This is a genomic window from Streptomyces sp. NPDC004658 (assembly GCF_040609555.1).
Taxonomy (GTDB): Bacteria; Actinomycetota; Actinomycetes; order Streptomycetales; family Streptomycetaceae; genus Streptomyces.
This window is the reverse complement of record NZ_JBEXKG010000080.1, coordinates 1-17,604: the sequence shown is the minus strand read 5'-3', so window position 1 is coordinate 17,604 and position 17,604 is coordinate 1. Positions and strand designations below refer to the sequence as shown.

13 protein-coding genes are annotated in these 17,604 nt (G+C 72.4%); 3 read left to right on the top strand and 10 right to left on the bottom strand.

Features of this window, described 5'->3' with window-relative positions; genetic code table 11:
• Nucleotides 1-56 precede the first annotated feature (56 nt).
• A complete protein-coding gene (locus ABZV94_RS24805; protein WP_189891084.1) occupies nt 57-1,340 on the bottom strand; it encodes an adenylosuccinate synthase in 1,284 nt (427 codons plus the stop codon).
• A gap of 197 nt (nt 1,341-1,537) precedes the next feature.
• On the opposite strand from ABZV94_RS24805, the gene ABZV94_RS24800 reads away from it, so the two are divergent.
• Entirely contained in the window at nt 1,538-2,422 is an 885-nt protein-coding gene (locus ABZV94_RS24800; RefSeq protein ID WP_356343779.1) for a diacylglycerol kinase, read from the top strand.
• Here ABZV94_RS24800 and ABZV94_RS24795 read toward each other — a convergent pair.
• Nucleotides 2,349-2,843, bottom strand: coding sequence for a MarR family transcriptional regulator (locus tag ABZV94_RS24795; RefSeq protein ID WP_356343777.1), 495 nt, complete (start codon nt 2,841-2,843; stop codon nt 2,349-2,351). The genes ABZV94_RS24800 and ABZV94_RS24795 overlap by 74 nt on opposite strands.
• A gap of 73 nt (nt 2,844-2,916) precedes the next feature.
• Here ABZV94_RS24795 and ABZV94_RS24790 point away from each other — a divergent pair, with 73 nt between their 5' ends.
• Nucleotides 2,917-3,822 (top strand): ABC transporter ATP-binding protein, encoded by a 906-nt coding sequence (locus tag ABZV94_RS24790; RefSeq protein ID WP_356343775.1) that lies wholly within the window; start codon nt 2,917-2,919, stop codon nt 3,820-3,822.
• Nucleotides 3,819-5,387: an ABC transporter permease gene (locus ABZV94_RS24785; protein ID WP_356343773.1), complete on the top strand. Its 1,569-nt coding sequence runs from the start codon at nt 3,819-3,821 to the stop codon at nt 5,385-5,387. The genes ABZV94_RS24790 and ABZV94_RS24785 overlap by 4 nt, the downstream gene beginning before the upstream one ends.
• Before the next feature lie 26 nt (nt 5,388-5,413).
• Here ABZV94_RS24785 and ABZV94_RS24780 read toward each other — a convergent pair whose 3' ends face one another.
• From ABZV94_RS24780 to ABZV94_RS24745, 8 genes are all read right to left on the bottom strand, one after another.
• Nucleotides 5,414-6,634: a cytochrome P450 gene (locus tag ABZV94_RS24780; RefSeq protein ID WP_356343771.1), complete on the bottom strand. Its 1,221-nt coding sequence runs from the start codon at nt 6,632-6,634 to the stop codon at nt 5,414-5,416.
• A 124-nt stretch (nt 6,635-6,758) separates the two neighbouring features.
• Nucleotides 6,759-7,238, bottom strand: coding sequence for a hypothetical protein (locus tag ABZV94_RS24775; protein ID WP_356343769.1), 480 nt, complete (start codon nt 7,236-7,238; stop codon nt 6,759-6,761).
• A gap of 13 nt (nt 7,239-7,251) precedes the next feature.
• The gene (locus ABZV94_RS24770; RefSeq protein ID WP_356343767.1) at nt 7,252-11,973 is read right to left on the bottom strand and encodes an RHS repeat-associated core domain-containing protein; all 4,722 of its coding nucleotides are present in this window, start codon (nt 11,971-11,973) and stop codon (nt 7,252-7,254) included.
• A gap of 112 nt (nt 11,974-12,085) precedes the next feature.
• A complete protein-coding gene (locus tag ABZV94_RS24765) occupies nt 12,086-12,751 on the bottom strand; it encodes a response regulator transcription factor (RefSeq protein WP_356343765.1) in 666 nt (221 codons plus the stop codon).
• Complete coding sequence (locus ABZV94_RS24760) at nt 12,748-14,100, bottom strand: histidine kinase (RefSeq protein WP_356343762.1); 1,353 nt, start codon at nt 14,098-14,100, stop codon at nt 12,748-12,750. Before ABZV94_RS24760 ends, ABZV94_RS24765 begins: the two co-directional genes overlap by 4 nt.
• Nucleotides 14,101-14,203: 103 nt before the next feature.
• The gene (locus tag ABZV94_RS24755; protein WP_356343760.1) at nt 14,204-15,103 is read right to left on the bottom strand and encodes an alpha/beta hydrolase; all 900 of its coding nucleotides are present in this window, start codon (nt 15,101-15,103) and stop codon (nt 14,204-14,206) included.
• A 230-nt stretch (nt 15,104-15,333) separates the two neighbouring features.
• Nucleotides 15,334-16,518, bottom strand: a complete 1,185-nt coding sequence (gene kynU / locus ABZV94_RS24750; protein WP_356343759.1) for a kynureninase — start codon at nt 16,516-16,518, stop codon at nt 15,334-15,336.
• On the bottom strand, nt 16,511-17,359 hold the full coding sequence (locus tag ABZV94_RS24745) for a tryptophan 2,3-dioxygenase family protein (protein WP_356343758.1): 849 nt from the start codon (nt 17,357-17,359) through the stop codon (nt 16,511-16,513). The genes kynU and ABZV94_RS24745 overlap by 8 nt, the downstream gene beginning before the upstream one ends.
• Nucleotides 17,360-17,604: the final 245 nt, after the last annotated feature.

The window sequence follows — 17,604 nt, the reverse complement described above, 5'->3', positions numbered from 1 at the left end:
GGGTCACCGCACCGGCCGTCCCGTCAGATCCCGGTCCCCGGGCTGGAAAGGCGCCGTCAGAGGAACGAGTTGATCTCGATCGTCTCGTCGCGGCCCGGGCCCACGCCGATCGCGGAGATCGGCGCGCCGGACATCTCCTCCAGCGCCTTGACGTAGTTCTGGGCGTTCTTGGGGAGGTCGGAGAAGGACTTCGCCTTGCTGATGTCCTCGCTCCAGCCCGGCAGCATCTCGTAGACCGGCTTCGCGTGGTGGAAGTCGGTCTGGGAGTACGGCAGTTCCTCGACGCGCCTGCCGTCGATCTCGTAGGCCACGCAGACCGGGATCTGCTCCCAGCCGGTGAGGACGTCGAGCTTGGTGAGGAAGAAGTCGGTCAGGCCGTTGACGCGGGTGGCGTAGCGGGCGATGACCGCGTCGAACCAGCCGCAGCGGCGGTCGCGGCCGGTGGTGACACCGCGCTCGCCGCCGATGCGGCGCAGGGCCTCGCCGTCCTCGTCGAACAGCTCGGTCGGGAACGGACCCGCGCCGACGCGGGTCGTGTAGGCCTTGAGGATGCCGATGACCCGGCTGATCTTCGTCGGGCCCACGCCGGCACCGGTGCAGGCGCCGCCGGCGGTCGGGTTGCTGGACGTGACGAAGGGGTACGTGCCGTGGTCGATGTCCAGCAGCGTGCCCTGGCCGCCCTCGAAGAGGACGACCTTGTCGTCCTCCAGCGCCTGGTTGAGGACCAGGACCGTGTCGGCGACGTACGGCTTGATCTGCTCGGCGTAGCCCAGCAGCTCCTCCACCACCTGGCTCACGGCGATCGCGCGCCGGTTGTAGAGCTTGGTGAGGATCTGGTTCTTGACGTCGAGGGCCGCCTCGACCTTCTGGGTCAGGATCGACTCGTCGTACAGGTCCTGGACCCGGATGCCCACGCGGTTGATCTTGTCGGCGTAGGTCGGGCCGATGCCCCGCCCGGTCGTGCCGATCTTGCGCTTGCCGAGGAAGCGTTCCGTCACCTTGTCGACGGTCACGTTGTACGGCGTGATGATGTGCGCGTTACCACTGATCAGGAGCTTGGACGTGTCGACGCCACGCTCGTTCAGACCGCTCAGCTCGGAGAGCAGGACCGACGGGTCGACGACGACACCGTTACCGATGACCGGCGTACAGCCGGGCGACAGGATTCCGGAAGGGAGCAGGTGAAGCGCGTACTTCTGGTCGCCCACGACGACCGTGTGGCCGGCGTTGTTGCCGCCCTGGTAACGCACCACATAGTCGACGGAGCCACCGAGCAGGTCCGTCGCCTTTCCCTTGCCTTCGTCACCCCACTGAGCACCGAGCAGCACAAGTGCGGGCACGCGCGTACACCCCTTCCGGGCGGGGCATGTCCAAGGTCGGGGGCTTGGGCGTAAGGTTCACCGCCGCGTACCACCGCGACCGCCGTTGGTCGCACAACCGTCGGACCGGATGCCCCGGAATAGACGAAGCCCCTGGCGCAATAGCGCAAGGGGCTCTTGCACAAAGATGCTACCCGAGGAAGCGAGGCAGGACCGAGGTGGCGACTTTCGCGACGTCCGATCAGCTGCTGGTGATCATCGATCCATCGGCACGGCAGGCGGACGCAGAGTCCGTTCGGATCGCGAAAGACGTGCTCAGCGCGGGTGCGGCGGCGAAGGTGTGCCTGCCGGACGGCCCGGAGGAATTCGCCCGCGCGCTCGGCCGGAGGGGGTCCCGGCGGCCGGTCGTGATCGGGGACGACCGGGCGCTGGTGCGGGCCGTCACCCTGCTGCACCGGCAGCGGGAGCTGGCCGGATGCGCGCTGTCGGTGGTGCCGGTGGGGGACGCGGCGCTCGCGGAGTCGCTCGGGGTGCCCGGCGGGACGGTGGCGGCGGCGCGGGCGGTCCTGGACGGCGCGGCGCGGCGGCTGGACCTGCTGGTGGACGACAGCGACGGGGTCGTCCTGGGCACGCTGGGCATTCCGCCGGCGCGGCCGGCCGCCGCCGAGCCGGTCCCGGTCGCCGGGGAGCGGCCCTGGTACCGCTCCCTGGCCCGCACCCTCGCCCCCCGCACCGTCCGGCTGTCCGCCGTACCGTCCCCGCGCGTGACCCGGCTGCGGGTGGAGGTGGACGGGGAGACGGTGGTGGACCTGGACCAGCCGGTGGAGGCGGTGTCGGTGACACCGGGCCGGACCGGGACGGCGTCGGTGGAGGTGCGGCCCCTGTCGGTGGGCGCGGAGGCGACCCCGCTGCTGGCCTCCGGGCACACCGTGACGGTCACCGGAGCGGACTTCCGCTACCGGGCGGACGCGGCGGTCTCGGGCCCGGTACGGCGGCGGACGTGGCGGGTCCTGGCGGGCGCGTGGGCGCTCACGCTGCCCCGTACTTCTTCTCCCGGTACACCCGCCAGCGTTCCATCATCCCCGCCACGTCCCGCTCGATGAACTCGAAGAAGTCCAGCGTCTCGGCGAGCCGGCGACCCGCCGGGGTGTCGGCGCCGAGGCTCGTGACGCCCTCCCGCAGGGCGTCCTCCCAGCGCTTGATGATCGTCTCGCGGTTGGTCAGCGCCTCGTACCACTGGTCGCTGTGCACGCGGTACCGCTCCCGCCGGGAGCCGGGCTCGCGCTCGCGCGACACCAGGTGGACCTGGGCGAGGTAGCGCACGGCACCGGACACGGCCGCCGGGCTGATCTTCAGCTGTTCGCCCAGCTCGGCGGCGGTCAGGGTGCCGGTGTCCGAGGCGAGCAGCGCGGCGAGGACGCGGGCCGGCATGCGCGGCACGCCCGCCTCGACGAGCTGGGCCGCGAAGTGCTCCACGAACCGCGAGACCGCCTCCGGGTCCCGTCGCGTTGTCGGCTCCGTCATGCCCTCAGCCTATCCGGCATTCACCAGATTCCGTAACTTCACAAATTTCTGAAAGAAGCGTACGTTCGACGGCATGACCAAGGCAATCACGGTCTCCGGGCTGCACAAGTCCTTCGGCCGTACGCATGCGCTGGACGGCCTCGACCTGGACGTCGAGGCGGGCGAGGTCCACGGCTTCCTCGGCCCCAACGGCGCCGGCAAGTCCACGACGATCCGCGTACTCCTCGGCCTGCTGCGCGCCGACCGGGGCGCCGCCCAGGTGCTGGGCCGCGACCCCTGGCGCGACGCGGTCGAGGTGCACCGCCGGATCGCCTACGTGCCCGGTGACGTCACCCTGTGGCGCAACCTCTCCGGCGGCGAGGTCATCGACCTCTACGGCCGGCTGCGCGGAGGACTCGACCCGCGCCGGCGCGCCGAACTGCTCGACCGGTTCGAACTGGACCCGGCCAGGAAGGGCCGCACGTACTCCAAGGGCAACCGGCAGAAGGTCGCGCTCGTCGCCGCCTTCGCCTCCGATGTCGACCTGCTGATCCTGGACGAACCGACCTCGGGCCTGGACCCCCTGATGGAGGAGGTCTTCCGGCGCTGCGTCGAGGAGGAGCGGGAGCGCGGCCGTACCGTCCTGCTCTCCTCCCACATCCTCGGCGAGGTGGAGCGGCTGTGCGACCGGGTCAGCATCATCCGCAAGGGCCGCACGGTGGAGAGCGGCACGCTCGCCGACCTGCGCCATCTGACCCGGACCAGCGTGACCGCCGAACTCGCCGGGCCGCCCGACGGGCTGGACCGGCTCCCCGGCGTCCACGGCCTCGACGTCCAGGGCCGGCGCGTGCGCCTCCAGGTCGACACCGACCGGCTGGACGCCGTCCTGCGGCAGCTGACCGAGTCCGGCGTACGGTCCCTGACCTCCGCACCGCCCACGCTGGAGGAACTGTTCCTGCGGCACTACCAGGACACCGAGAGGGACGGGGTGCCGGCATGACCGCGCTCGCCGGCACCGGCACGCTGCTGCGCTTCTCGCTGCGCCGCGACCGCGCCCTGCTCCCGGCCTGGATCGCGGTGAACGCGCTGATGGTCCTGTCCATGCCGAAGTCGCTGCACAGCCTGTACGGCACCGAGGCCCAACGCGCCGACCTGCTGCGGCAGATGAGCACCAACAGCTCGCTGCGCGCGCTCGTCGGACCGGTCTTCGGCGACTCGCTCGGCGCCCTGACCGCCTGGCGCGTCGGCGTCTACGCGGGCGCGCTCGCGGCCGTGACGAGCCTGCTCGTGGTCGTCCGCCACACCCGGGACGAGGAGGAGACCGGCCGCCAGGAGCTGCTCTCCTCGGGCGCGGTGGGCCGCCGGACCCCGCTGACCGCCGCCCTGCTGACGGCGGCCACCGCCAACGCCGTGCTGGCCCTGCTGATCACCGCCGGGCTGTCCGCGCAGGGCGCCTCGGGCGCGCTGGCCTTCGGCCTCGGCGTGGCCGGCGTCGGCCTGCTGTTCGCGACGACGGCGGCGGTCGTCGCCCAGCTCACGGAGAGCGCCCGGCTGGCCCGGGGCCTGACGGCGGCGGTGCTCGGGGCGGCGTTCGTGCTGCGGGCGGCGGGGGATTCCGTCACGGACGACGGTTCCTCGGTGCTGACGTGGCTGTCCCCGCTGGGCTGGCTGGAGAACCTGCGCCCGTTCGCGGGCGAGCGCTGGTGGGTGCTGGCGTTGTTCGCGGCGGCCGTCGTCGCGCAGGGCGCGCTGGCCCACGTCCTCACCGGGCGCCGGGACACCGGCATGAGCTTCCTGCCGACCCGGCCGGGACCGGCCACCGGTCGCCTCGGCACGGCGGGCGCGCTGGCCTGGCGCCTGCAACGCGGCAGCGTGCTCGGCTGGTCGGCCGGCTTCCTCGTCGCCGGTGTCGTCTACGGCGGCCTGACGGACGGCGCGGCCGACCTGGTCCGCGACAACGCGGGCGCGCGGCGGATCTTCGAGCGGACGGGCGGGCACAGCGGGATCACGGACGCCTTCCTCGCCTCGATGACCGGCATGCTCGGCATGGTCGCCGCGCTGTACGTCGTCGCCTCCGTGCTGCGCCTGCACGGCGAGGAGACCTCGGGCCGCGCCGAACCGGTACTGGCCTGCGCGGTGAGCCGTCTGCGCTGGGCCGCGGGCCACCTGGTGACCGCCTTCGGCGGCTCGGCCCTGCTCATGCTCCTGGCCGGCCTGGGGCTCACCCTGGGCCACGGCGGACGGCCGGGCCCCCTCCTGGCGGCCTGCCTCGTCCAGCTCCCGGCGATCTGGCTGACCGGCGCCGTCACCCTGCTCCTCTACGCCCTCACCCCCCGCCTGGCCCCGGCCGCCTGGGGCGTGGCCGTGGCACTCCTGCTGCTCGGCTGGGTGGGCCCGGCCCTGAACGCCCCCCGGTCCGTGCTGGACCTCTCCCCCTTCACCCACCTGCCGAAGCTGCCGGGCGGCCCGCTGGAGTGGGCCCCGGTCCTGACCCTGCTGGGCCTGGCCGCGCTGCTGACGGCGGCGGGACTGGCGGGGCTGCGGCGCAGGGACATGACGGTCTGAGGCAGGGGGAGCGGGGGGACTCCTGCTCAGCGCACCTCCACGCGCAGTCCCTCCAGGCCACGGATCACGAAGTTCGGCTTGCGGGCCGGTTCCTCGGCCAGGGTCAGGGCCGGGGCCTGCCGGAGGAGGGCCGTCATGGATGCCTCCAGCTCCATGCGGGCCAGGGGGGCGCCGATGCAGTAGTGGATGCCCGCGCTGAAGGAGATGTGCGGGTTGTCCTTCCGGGTGAGGTCCAGCCGGGCGGGGTCGGTGAAGACCGCCGGGTCGTGGTTGGCGGAGCCGAAGAGCATGGCGATCTCGGAGCCCCTCGGGATCACGGTGCCGTCGATCTCGATGTCGTCCAGGACCCAGCGTTCGAAGAGCTGGAGCGGGGTGTCGTAGCGCATCAGCTCCTCGATCGCGGAGGGGATCAGGGAGTGGTCGGCGCGGAGGGCCGCGAGCTGGTCCGGGTGGCGGAACAGCGCCCACCAGCCGTTCACCGTCGCGTTGACCGTCGCCTCGTGGCCCGCGTTGAGGAGCAGCACCGCCGTGGAGATCATCTCCTGCTCCGTGAGGCGGTCCCCTTCGTCGTGCGCCGCGATCAGCCCCGAGACCAGGTCCTCGCCCGGCTCCTCGCGGCGGGCCGCGATCAGCTCCCGCAGAAAGCCGGAGAACTCCACCGACGCCCGCACCGCCCGCGCCGCCGTCTCCTCGGACGGGTTCAGCTCGTACATGCCGCAGATCGCCGCCGACCAGGGGCGCAGCTGCCCCCGGTCCGCCTCCGGGATGCCCAGCATCTCCGCGATCACGGCCACCGGCAGCGGCTCCGCCACGTCCGCGAGCAGATCACCGCCGCCGTTGCCGACCAGGGCGGCCACCAGGTCGTCCGCCAGGCCCCGCACATACGGCCGCAGCCGCTCGACCGTGCGCGGGGTGAACGCCTTCGACACCAGCCGCCGGATCCGGGTGTGGTCCGGCGGCTCCAGGTCGAGCATGCCGTGGTCGTTGAGGGTGTGGAACGGCTCGTGCTCCGGCGGGGGCGGGGTACGGCCGAACTCCTCGTGGCCGAAGCGGTGCTGGTACGTCCGGCCCAGCCGGCGGTCGCGCAGCAGCGCCGAGACGTCCGCGTGGTGCGGGACCAGCCACTGGTCGGTCGGCTCGTACCGGATCACCCGGCCGCGAGCCCGCAGCTGCGCGTAGGCCGGGTACGGGTCGGCGACGAACGCCGGGTCCCAGGGATCGAACGCGAGGTCGTCGGGGCCTGCCATGCGGGGACGCTAGCGCGCCGGGCGACGTCTGACCAGGGGGGCCTGCCCGCACGGTGCGGACCTTCACGGCTCACACGACGGGCCCGACGCCGGCGTGCGGGCTGATGTCGACGTGCACGTGCGCTCAGATCTGGTCCGCGACGAGGACGTAGTCGTAGTACAGGGGGTCGCCCTCCTCGTCCACCGGGTACTCGTAGCTGCTCTGGTTCGCGAGGATCACCTTCAGCTCGGGCAGGGCGTCAAAGCCGAGGTCGTTCTCCTCGATGGTGTGGCCCCGTGCCGCGAGTTGCTCGAAGAGGTCCTCACTCGGGGTGCGGAAGACGTCGAGCCCGTCGAGCATCACCCGGACATCGGCGTCCTCCTTCCGGAAACGGATCAGCTCCACTCCGCTCAGGGTGCCTTTGCTGAAACCGAGCACCATGTCCATCTGGGAGTCGTCGTGCGTGAGGACGATCTGCCCCGGCTCCTCGTCGGCGGAGGCGGTCCGGAAAAGGCCCCACTCCTCCGCTGCTGCGCGCGCCTCATCGACCGACATGCCGAGCCGGAAACGCCCGACGCCGACATGCGGCACCAGTTCCAGTTCCATGTTCACTCCCTCGATCACGCGCCCCGGATCCTCACGCCAGCAGGGCGCTCTCGTCGATGGTCCAGCCTCGCTTCTTGAGCATGTCCTGAAGCGGCTTGTTGTGCTTCAGGCCGGCCACCATCTCCTCGATGTGCCGATCGTACTTACCGGGGAACCGCCGCTTGATGTCGTCGATGTCCATCCGCATGGCTTCGGTGATGCGCCCCTGGTTGATCAGCTCACGCTGATACTGCTGCCAGGCCTGGGCCTGCAGGTGGTAACCCGTGCTGTACAGCTTCTCGTGGTCGGCCTGCTCCATGCGGATGGCCGGTCCGTTGTTGACCTTCTGCTTTTTGTGGGGCTTGTTGGCTATGTAGAAACCGGGCTCGATGACGTCCTTGTACGCGGACTTGGCCGGGATGTGATTGACCTCCATTTTCTGCGGGTACTTCTGGCCGTTCGCCATCCGGTTCGACGGAAGCAGTCCGCCGTACCATCCGCCGTCCTGCGTGCACCCCTTGGCGACCAGACCCTCCGGGTCCATCCAGGTGCAGGGGTTGACGACGTACGCGGCCGGGTTCGGGGCGGGTACGAGGCCCAGCGGGTCCGCCGAGACGTAGCGGGCCGTCTCGGGGTCGTAGTGCCGGTGCAGGTTGTAGTGCAGGCCCGTCTCGGGGTCGGCGTACTGGCCGGGGAAGCGCAGCGGCGTATGGGCACGGGCGTCGCGGTTGCGGGCCGTGATGCCCCAGATGGTGGAGCGCTTGTACCAGGCGACGTCGCCCCGCTCGTCCACGAGTTCGGTCGGGGTGCCGACGAGGTCGGTGACGATGGCGAAGAACCGGCTGTCCACCTCGCACTGACCGGCGTCGGCCGGCAGCCGGCGCTCCAACTGGGCCAGCGGTTGCGGCCCTTCGTACTCCCAGGTCAGCGTCACGCCGGTGGCCGTGTCGGTCTCCTCGGCCAGCTGGGTTCCGTCCCAGGCGAAACGGACCGTGGCCGCGACGCCCCGCCCGTCGGGGCGCATGCGGTGCTTGGCGGTGCGGCGGCCGAGCGCGTCGTAGGTGTAGCGCCACTCGGTGCCGTCGGGAGTGGTGCAGGAGACCAGGCGGTCCTCCGCGTCCCAGGTGTACCGCCAGGTGTCGGGCTTGCGGGACAGGCGCCGCTTCTGGCGCAGCACGACACGTCCGGCGCCGTCGTACTCGTAGCGCACACCGTCCCCGTCGAGCAGCCGCGTCCCGTCGTAGACCCGCGTGCCACGGCTCCCGGAGTGGGGCGCCCGGTCGGGCCAGTGGGCGTCCGTCTGGTTCCCGGCGGCGTCATAGGCGTAGCGCTCCGACCAGTCGCCCGCGGTGACGCCGAGCGGACGCCCCACGGGGTCGAGGTCGATGTGCCAGGCCGGCCCGTCCTGCCGGTCCGTGATGTCCGTCAGGAAACCGTCGGCCCGGTAACCGTAGGAGCGGTCGCGGAGCGTGCCGCGGGGCGTCGTCAGCGACCGGGCCGCGAGGCGGCCGGTCACGTCCCACTCGGAGATGAGCGTCACGGGTGCCGGCCCGGGGCCGACCGTGCGCCGCGTCTCGCGGCCCAGCAGGTCGTGGGTGAAGCCGACCGTGTGTCCGGCGAGGTCCACGCGCACCCTGTTGCCCGCGCTGTCGTAGGAGTACGACGTCGTGGCCCCGGTCGGTGTGGTGCGCGAGATCAGTTCGCCGTGCCGGTCGTAACCGAACCGCATGCTGCGCCCGTCGACGGTCTCCGCCAGCAGACGGCCCAGGGCGTCGCGCTCCAGGGTGAGCGAGGAGGCCGGGGAGACGGCGGCGACCAGCCGGTCGGCCTCGTCGTAGGTGTAGCGGGTGACCACTCCGCCGGCGTCCTTCGCCAGCACATTGCCCACCGCGTCGAAGGTGAAGGCGATGCGCTGACCGAGCGGTGTCGTCCGGGCGACCAGGCGGCCCGCTGCGTCGTACTCGTAGCGCGTGGTGCGTCCGTCGAAGTCGGTCTCCGAGTCGGTGCGGCCGGAGGGGTCGTACCGGTAACTCCACACCTTTCCCTGCGGGTTGCGGACCGTGCTGATCCGCAGCTCGGTGTCGTACGTGAACGCGTACCGCGCCCCGTCCGGGCCCGTGCGTGCGGCGAGCAGGTCGAACCAGGTGTACTCGAAGCGGGTCACGCCGCCGAGCGGGTCGGCGTGGGTGAGGCAGTTGCCCTCTTCGTCGTACGTCCACGACTCCGTGGCCCCGTCCGGTGCCGTACGCCGGGTCAGCCAGCCGTCCGCCGTCCACTCCAGCCGGGTCACGGAACCCGCCGGGTCGACCGACTCGTACGGCCGGCCGAAGACGTCCCGGCGCACCGTGTAGGTGGCGCCGCGGGGGTCGGTGACCGAGAGGGTCAGGCCCGCCTCGTCGTGGGTGCGGGTCTCCGTCTCGCCGGTCGGGAACGTGACCGTGGCCACGGCGCCCGTCACGTGGTGGGTGAACGTGGTCGCGGTGCCGTCCGGGGCGACGACCGCGGTGCGGTTGCCCCGCTCGTCGAAGACGTTGCGCCACACGCTGCCGTCCGGTCCGGTCGTCGTCTCCGGCAGGTGCAGCGCGTTGTACGTGGCCGAGGCCCGGCGTCCGTCCGGGTAGTGGACGGTCAGGAGGTTGCCGGCGTCGTCGTACGTGAACCGGGAGGTGTGTCCCAGCTCGTCGGTGCGGGACAGCAGGTTGTCGTAACGGTCCCACTCGAAGTGCACGGTGTTGCCGAGCGGGTCGGTCTCGCTGAGCGTCTGGCGGAGCTGGTTGAAGCGGGTGACGGTGACCGCGCCGGTGGAGTCGGTGAAGCGGGTCTCGCGGGCGGCGGTGTCGTAGGCGAAGCGCGAGGAGAGCGCGCCGTCGGGGCCGATCGTCTCCACGACCCGGCCGGCCGGGTCGTACACATAGCGGTACGTGTGGCCGTTGCGGTCGGTCCACGAGGTGACGCGGTGCTCGTCGTCGTAGGTGAACCGCAGGGGCACGCCCCGGGAGCCCGAGACTCCCACCAGGTCGTGCGACGCGTCGTACGCGAACGAGGCCACCCGGACCGGGCCGTCGGGGGTCTGCACGTCGAGGGCCGTGACCCGGGCGAGATCCGCGTCCCGGGTGACGCGCACCCGGTAACCGCCCTCGTGGACGAGGGTCGTGGGCAGGCCGTCGTCGTCGCGGACGAACCGTATGCCGTTGCCGTTGCGGTCCTCGATGTCCGTGAGCCAGTACAGGCCGCCCGAGGAGTACGGGCTGCCGGTGAAGCGGCGGGTCAGACCGGAGCGGATGTCGGTCGTGGCGTACGTGACCTCGCCGAGCGCCGAACGCTCCACGAAGGTGAGGGCGATCCGCTCGCCCTCCGTCGGCAGCACCTCCTCGCCCGCCTCGTGCGGCAGGCGCGGATAGACGAGCAGGGACCCGTCGGGGCGGGCCCACACCGCGCCGGTGCCGGCCGGCTCCAGCCGCTCGTCCAGGGTGGAGGCCCAGCCGGGGCCGAAGCAGTGCCCGTACCCGTAGCCGGATATGTGGGTACGCCACACCACCAGTGGCAGCACGCCGGGGAGAGCGAGGTCCGTCTGGGAGAGCACCATCTCGCCGCTCGCGAGGTCGACCGGGTCGGTCTTGCAGCGGCGCTGCCCCAGGGCGATCGCCTTCTCGCGGACGCTGTCCAGCGCCGTGCGCAGCGACGGGGGGCGCCTGCGGCCCGGTCCGCCGGCCCGCCCGTGGCCGCCGCCGTCGCCGCCCTTCTTGCCGCCGTCGATGGCGTTGACCCGGTCGCGGACGCCGAGGTCGATGCCCTTGTGCAGGCGGGAGGTGGCCTTCACCCGCTCCGGGATGGTCTCGGTGACATGCTTGGCGATCTTGGACAGGGCCTTCTCCGTGCCCTTCAGGGCGCCTTCGAGGACCGAGTCGAAGGCCTTGGTGAAGGGGTCCCTGCCGTGCGTGCGGCCGAAGGCGCCCCGGGCCTTCACCAGCGAGCCCGAGCCGGCCCGGTGCAGCTCGCCACCGTGGAAGGAGACCTTGCCGGCGCCGTCCTCGAACTCGACGTGGTCGATGACGGTCCGCTTGCCGGCCCCGCCCCCGCCGCCGGCCCCGCCGCCGCCTCCGGCGGAGGCCAGCTGCATGCCGCCGCCGTGCCTGCCGCCGGGCCCGCCCGGGCCGCCGGCGCCGTCCGAGTGACCGTCGCCCGGCGCGGGCGGCAGCGAGAAGGCGCCGTCCACCAGGTCGAAGACCATGTCCTCGACCATCGCCTCCAGCTTGGCGTTGACCGGCTCGGTCACCCGCGCCACCAGCTCGTCCACGATCCGGTCGGCGGCCTCGTCGATGATCCGTTTGACCGCCTGGCGCAGGGCCGCGGTCTCGGCCGCCCCGATGACCGCCGACAGACCACCGGTGACGACGGCCAGACCCACCGAGATGCCCAACGAGGCGGCCATCGCGCCGAGTTCTATCTCGGCCTTGGTCTTCATCCCGAAGATGATGTCCGCGACCACATCGCACGCGTCCGCGAACAGCCGGGCTATCTCGGGGACCTTCTCCAGGTGCCCCGCCTTGACGTGCGACCAGTGCTTCTCCATCGCATCGACGGCCCACCCCTGCGACGAGGACAGGATCCGGGACACCGCCAGGTGCGCGTCACCGCCATGGCCCTCGAACTTGTCCGCGAAGTCCCGCATGGCGTCGGCCATTTCGCGGTAGTCGTCCTCGTCGACGTTCGGCCAGTTGATCCCGATGAAGTCCAGGATCTCGTCGGCCCATCCGGGCAGAACGTAGCCCATCCCCCGTGCGCCTTCCCGTCACCTCGAAGCCGTTCGCACATGCGATCCGCATGCATACACCTTCGAACACTAGTCGGCAACAGAGGGGCCACGCACGTGACATGACGCTAGGTCAGCCCGGCGTCACCAGCCGCGCCTCGTACGCGAACACCGCCGCCTGGGTGCGGTCGCGCAGGCCCAGCTTCACCAGGATCCGGCTCACATGGGTCTTGATCGTCGACTCCGCCACCACCAGGCGGCCGGCGATCTCCGCGTTCGACAGGCCCTGGGCGATCAGGACCAGTACCTCGGTCTCACGTTCCGTCAGCTCCCCGTACGCCGCCTGGGCCGCCGGCACCAGCCGCGGGCTGTCCGCCAGGCGGGAGAACTCCGTGATCAGGCGCCGGGTGACCGTGGGGGCCAGCAGGGCCTCGCCCGCCGCCACCACCCGCACCCCGTCGGCCAGCTGGCGCGCCGAGGCGTCCTTGAGGAGGAAGCCGGAGGCTCCCGCGCGCAGCGCCTGGTACACGTACTCGTCCAGGTCGAACGTGGTCAGCACCAGCACCTTCGCCGTCTCGTCGGCCGCGACGATCTCCCGGGTCGCCTCGATGCCGTTCAGCTCGGGCATGCGGATGTCCATCAGGACGACGTCCGGGGACAGTTCGCGGACCCGGTCCACCGCCTCCCGCCCGTTGACCGCCTCACCGACGACCTCGATGCCCGGCATCGCGTTCAGCAGCACCGAGAATCCCTCGCGGACCATCATCTGGTCGTCCGCGATCAGCACACGGATCGTCATGCCCCGCCCTCGATCGCGGGGGCCGCCGCCGGCACCGGCAGGAACACGGCCACCTCGTAGCCCCCCTCGTCCGTGGCACCCGCCGTCATCTCGCCGTTCAGCATCGAGACCCGCTCCCGCATGCCCGTGATGCCGTGCCCGGCCCCGGGCGAGGGCTTGACCAGACGCGGCGCCGGCGCCGGGCCGTTGACTATGCGCAGGCCCAGACCGCCCAGGACATAGCCGATCTCCACCCGTGCGCCCGCCCCCGGCGCGTGACGCAGGGTGTTGCTCAGCGCCTCCTGCACGATGCGGTACGCCGACAGCTCCACCCCCTGCGGCAGCTCCCGCACGGCGCCGGTCACCGCCTTCTCCACCTCCAGACCGGCCTCCCGCACGTTCGCGAGCAGCCCGTCCAGGTCGGCCAGGGTGGGCTGCGGGGCGTCCGGGGCCTCGTAGTCCTCGGCGCGGACCACCCCGAGCACCCGGCGCAGCTCGGTCAGCGCCGCCACCGCGTTCTCCCGGATGGTGGCGAACGCCTTCTCCAGCTCCGGCGGCGGGTTCTCCACCCGGTACGGCGCGGCCTCCGCCTGGATGGCGACCACCGACATGTGGTGGGCGACCACGTCGTGCAGCTCCCGGGCGATCGTCGTGCGCTCCTCCAGCAGGGTGCGCCGCGAACGCTCGTGCTCGGTCACCGACTGCTGGGCGGTGACCTCCTGCTCGGCCTCCCGGCGCACGTGCCGGACCGTGACGACCAGCAGGGCCAGCGCGGACAGCACCAGCATCGGGCCGGTGTCGGTGTTGTCGTTGCCGTAGCCGAAGAGGGTCTCGGCCCAGAAGCCGTACAGCGCGGTGAGCAGCCACATCCAGCCCGCCGTGCGCGGGCGGGTCCGGCACGCCACGATCGTGAGCACCAGCAGGTGGGAGACGAAGCCGCCCGGCGGCCAGGGCCGGCCGCCCCAGTCGCCGCTGAAGACCGAGGCGACCGTCGTCGCGGCGAACGACAGCCAGAACGCACCGACCGGACGCACCAGGGTCAGCAGCACCGGGGCCAGGGCGAGCAGCCCGCACAGCAGGGACGGCCCGCCGATGTCGGTGTCCACCGTGCCGACGAGCAGCGCCACGAGCCCGCCGGCCACCACCACCGCGTGCGGGGTCCAGGCCGCGCGGGCCCGCATCCGGTCGGACAGGTGGCGGGTGAGGCGGCCGTCCACCGCCATGCGGGGCAGCGGCCGGTAGGCGAAGGCCTCGTGGAACAGGTCCTGCCGCAGGCCGCGCAGGGCGTCCACGGCCAGCCGGAACTCAGGACTGCGCGGCCGGCCGGCCGCGCCCGGCGGTGTCGTCTGCGTGTGGGTCGTCTCCGTCACGTGCCACACGGTAAGCGGGCACCGGACTCCCGGTCGTCCCCTTGGAGGGGGGTCCTCGGGGGTCCGTCTCAAGTACTACGGAGGCCGTGGGGTACGCCGGCTGTCACCAGGCGAGCTGGGCGATCTCCTCCGCCACCACCGCGCAGGCGTCCGCCGCCGGGTCGATCAGCGGGAAGTGGCCCACGTCCTCCAGGAGGGTCAGGCCGACCATCTCGCCCGCCTTCGCCGCGGCATCCGCGTAGGACTCGGCCACCGGCTGGGGTACGACCAGGTCGGTGCGGCCCTGGACGAGGGTCGTGGCGATGCCCGTCGGCAGGAGCAGCACCGGGTCCGCGTACGGGCGGCGGCCGGTGAAGGCTTCCGGTCCGCCGAGGAGTTGCAGGGACGCGTGCGCGCAGACCTCCAGCTTCTCCGCCACCTCGAAGTCCGCGATCGGGGCGAGCGCGACGACACCCCGCAGATCGGCCGGGCCGTCGGTGCGCCACGGGGCGTCCGGGGGGAGGACATGGCGGGCCGCCGCCCACAGCGCCAGATGCCCGCCCGCCGAGTGGCCGGTGAGGACCGTGCGGCGCGGGTCCGCCTGCGGCAGCGCCGCGCGGACCAGGGCCGGCAGGGCGTCCAGGGCCGCCGCCACGTCGTCGAAGGTGTCGGGCCAGCGGCCGGCCGGCGGGGTGCCGTCGTCCGGGGTGCCGGCCGGCTCCTCGCCGCCCCGTCTGTACTCGACGTTGGCCACCGCGAAGCCCCTGCGGGCCAGGTAGTCCGCGAAGGGGGTGATGTGGCGGCGGTCGTAGCGGGCGCGCCAGGCGCCGCCGTGCAGGACCACGACCAGCGGGGCGAGGGCGCCGGGGGCGGCGGAGTCCGGGCCGGGGCGGGGAGCGTAGAAGTCGATCACCTGGTCGGGGTGGTCACCGTACGCGGCGGTGACGTCGGGGTCGACCGGGGAGTGCGAGAAGGCCGACTCCTCTTCGGCGGCGGCGCGGGCTGCGGCGGCGTCGTCCGGCATGCTCCAACCTCTCAGCGACGATGGGGACCGCCCAGGCTTTCGGCACTGGCGGAGGGTTTGGCGGACCAGGTGGGGAATCGGCCGTTGGCGGGGACGGTACCAGGCCGGTGACGTGCGGGGACACGGGGATCTGACGCAGGGTGAGGTGGCCCGGTGCTCCGTACCCCGAACGGCCCGGTGCGGGGGCGGGGGAACCGGGTCCGCGCCCGGCGCCCGCCCCCGCGCCCGCCCTACGTCAGCTCCTCCCCCAGGACCCGCGCCGCCCGCTCCACGTCCCGGAAGCCCACGTACAGCGGGGTGAAGCCGAAGCGGAGGACGTCCGGGTGCCGGAAGTCGCCCACCACGCCCCGGGCGATCAGGCGTTTCATCACCTCGCCCGCGTCCGGGCAGCGCAGGGCGATCTGGCTGCCCCGCTCCGCGTGCCGCCCGGGGGTCACGCACTCCACCCGGCCCGGCTCGGTGTACTCGTCCACGCACCGCAGGAAGAAGTCCGTCAGCGCCAGGGACTTGGCGCGGACGGCCTCGACGGACACCCCGTCCCAGACGTCGAGGGCGGCCTCCAGCGCCAGCAGGGAGAGGATGTCCGGGGTGCCGACCCGGCCGCGCACCGCGCCCGCCGCCGGGGTGTACGACGGGCTCATGCCGAACGGCTCGGCGTGGGAGTTCCAGCCGGGCAGCGGGGAGTCGAAGCGGTCCTGCAGCTCCCGGCGCACGTACAGGTACGCGGGGGAACCCGGGCCGCCGTTCAGGTACTTGTAGGTGCAGCCGACGGCGAGGTCCACGCCGTGCTCGTCCAGGCCCACCGGCAGCGCGCCCGCGCTGTGGCACAGGTCCCAGACCGCCAGCGCCCCGCGGGCGTGGACGGCGGCGGTGAGCGCGGGCAGGTCGTGCAGCCGGCCGGTGCGGTAGTCGACGTGGTTGAGCAGCACGGCGGCGGTGCGCTCGCTCAGCGCCGACGGCACCTCGGCCGGGGCCACCGGGCGCAGGGTGCGTCCGGTGAGCCGGGCCGCCGACTCGGCGATGTAGCCGTCGGTGGGGAAGGTCGTCGCGTCCACCAGGAGTTCGTCGCGGTCCTCGCCCGCCATGCGGATCGCGGCGACCAGTGCCTTGAAGACGTTGACGCTGGTGGAGTCGCCGACGACGATCTGGCCGGGCGCCGCGCCGACGAGCGGGGCGATCCGGTCGCCGATCCGCTCGGGCGCCGTCCACCAGCCGCTCTCCTCCCAGGAGCGGATGCGCAGTTCGCCCCACTGGCGGCGGACGACGTCCGCGACCCGGTCGGGGACGTGCGCGGGGAGGGCGCCGAGGGAGTTGCCGTCGAGGTAGACCACCTCGTCGAGGACGAAGCGGTCCCGCAGGGCGGCCAGTTCGTCGGCCTCGTCCAGCTCCTTCGCGAGCAGGGGCAGCTCAGACATGGGACCTCGCCGTCCACAGCTCGGGGAACACGTTCTTGCGGGCGCGCTTCTCCAGCCAGGCCACACCGGCGGAGCCACCCGTGCCGGCCTTGGCGCCCATCGCGCGCCGGGTGGCCACCAGGTGGTCGTTGCGCCAGCGCCAGACCAGTTCGGCCACATCGCTCAACGCCTCGCCGAGGCGGGCGAGTTCGGCGTTCTGGTCGCCGGAGTAGATCTCGGCCCAGGCCGCCTCGACGGCGTCGGAGGGCTCGTAGCGCAGGGAGACGTCGCGGTGCAGCACGGAGTCGGGGATGGCGTGGCCGCGGCGTGCGAGGAGCCGCACCACCTCGTCGTACAGGCTCGGCTCGTGCAGCGCCTTCTCCAGTTCCGCGTGGACGCGCGGGGCGCCGCGGTGCGGGACGAGCATGGACGCGGACTTCTCGCCGAGCAGGAACTCCAGGCGCCGGTACATCGCCGACTGGAAGCCGGAGCCCTCGCCGAGGGCGCCGCGGTAGGAGTTGAACTGTGCCGGGGTCAGCTGACCGAGCGGCTTCCAGGAGGCGTTCAGGGCCTCCAGCTCGCGCACGGAACGCTTCAGCGCGGCCAGCGCGGTCGGCACGTCGTCCGCGCGGAGGGCCTGCGCGGCCGTCTCCCACTCGTGCACGATGACCGTGAACCACAGCTCCATGACCTGGGTGGTCACCAGGAAGACCATCTCTCCGGGGTCGTCGGAGAGGGTGTGCTGGAGATGGGTGAGGACGTCCGCCTTGACGTAGTCCTCGTACGGCGTCGTCCCCGCGAAATCGAGATTCGGGGTCTCGGGCTCAGCGGCCTCATAAGGGGGGTGAGCCTGTTGGGACATCGCTGTCTCCTGTTGTCACTCCGGGTAGCGGTCCGCCCCTGCCGATGCCGGCACGGGGGCCCCGGTCCCCATACGGAATCCTCCGCAATCACCCCCGATACGGCAAGGCCGATCATGCCTGGTGCCGGGCGCCGCCACCGACACCGACCACAGAAGGGTGGACGTCCAGGAGGGGCTGCTCCACTCCGACTGGCTGCGCAAGTACGTGCAGAACAGCGCGGCCGGAGTCCTGGACGTCTCCGCCC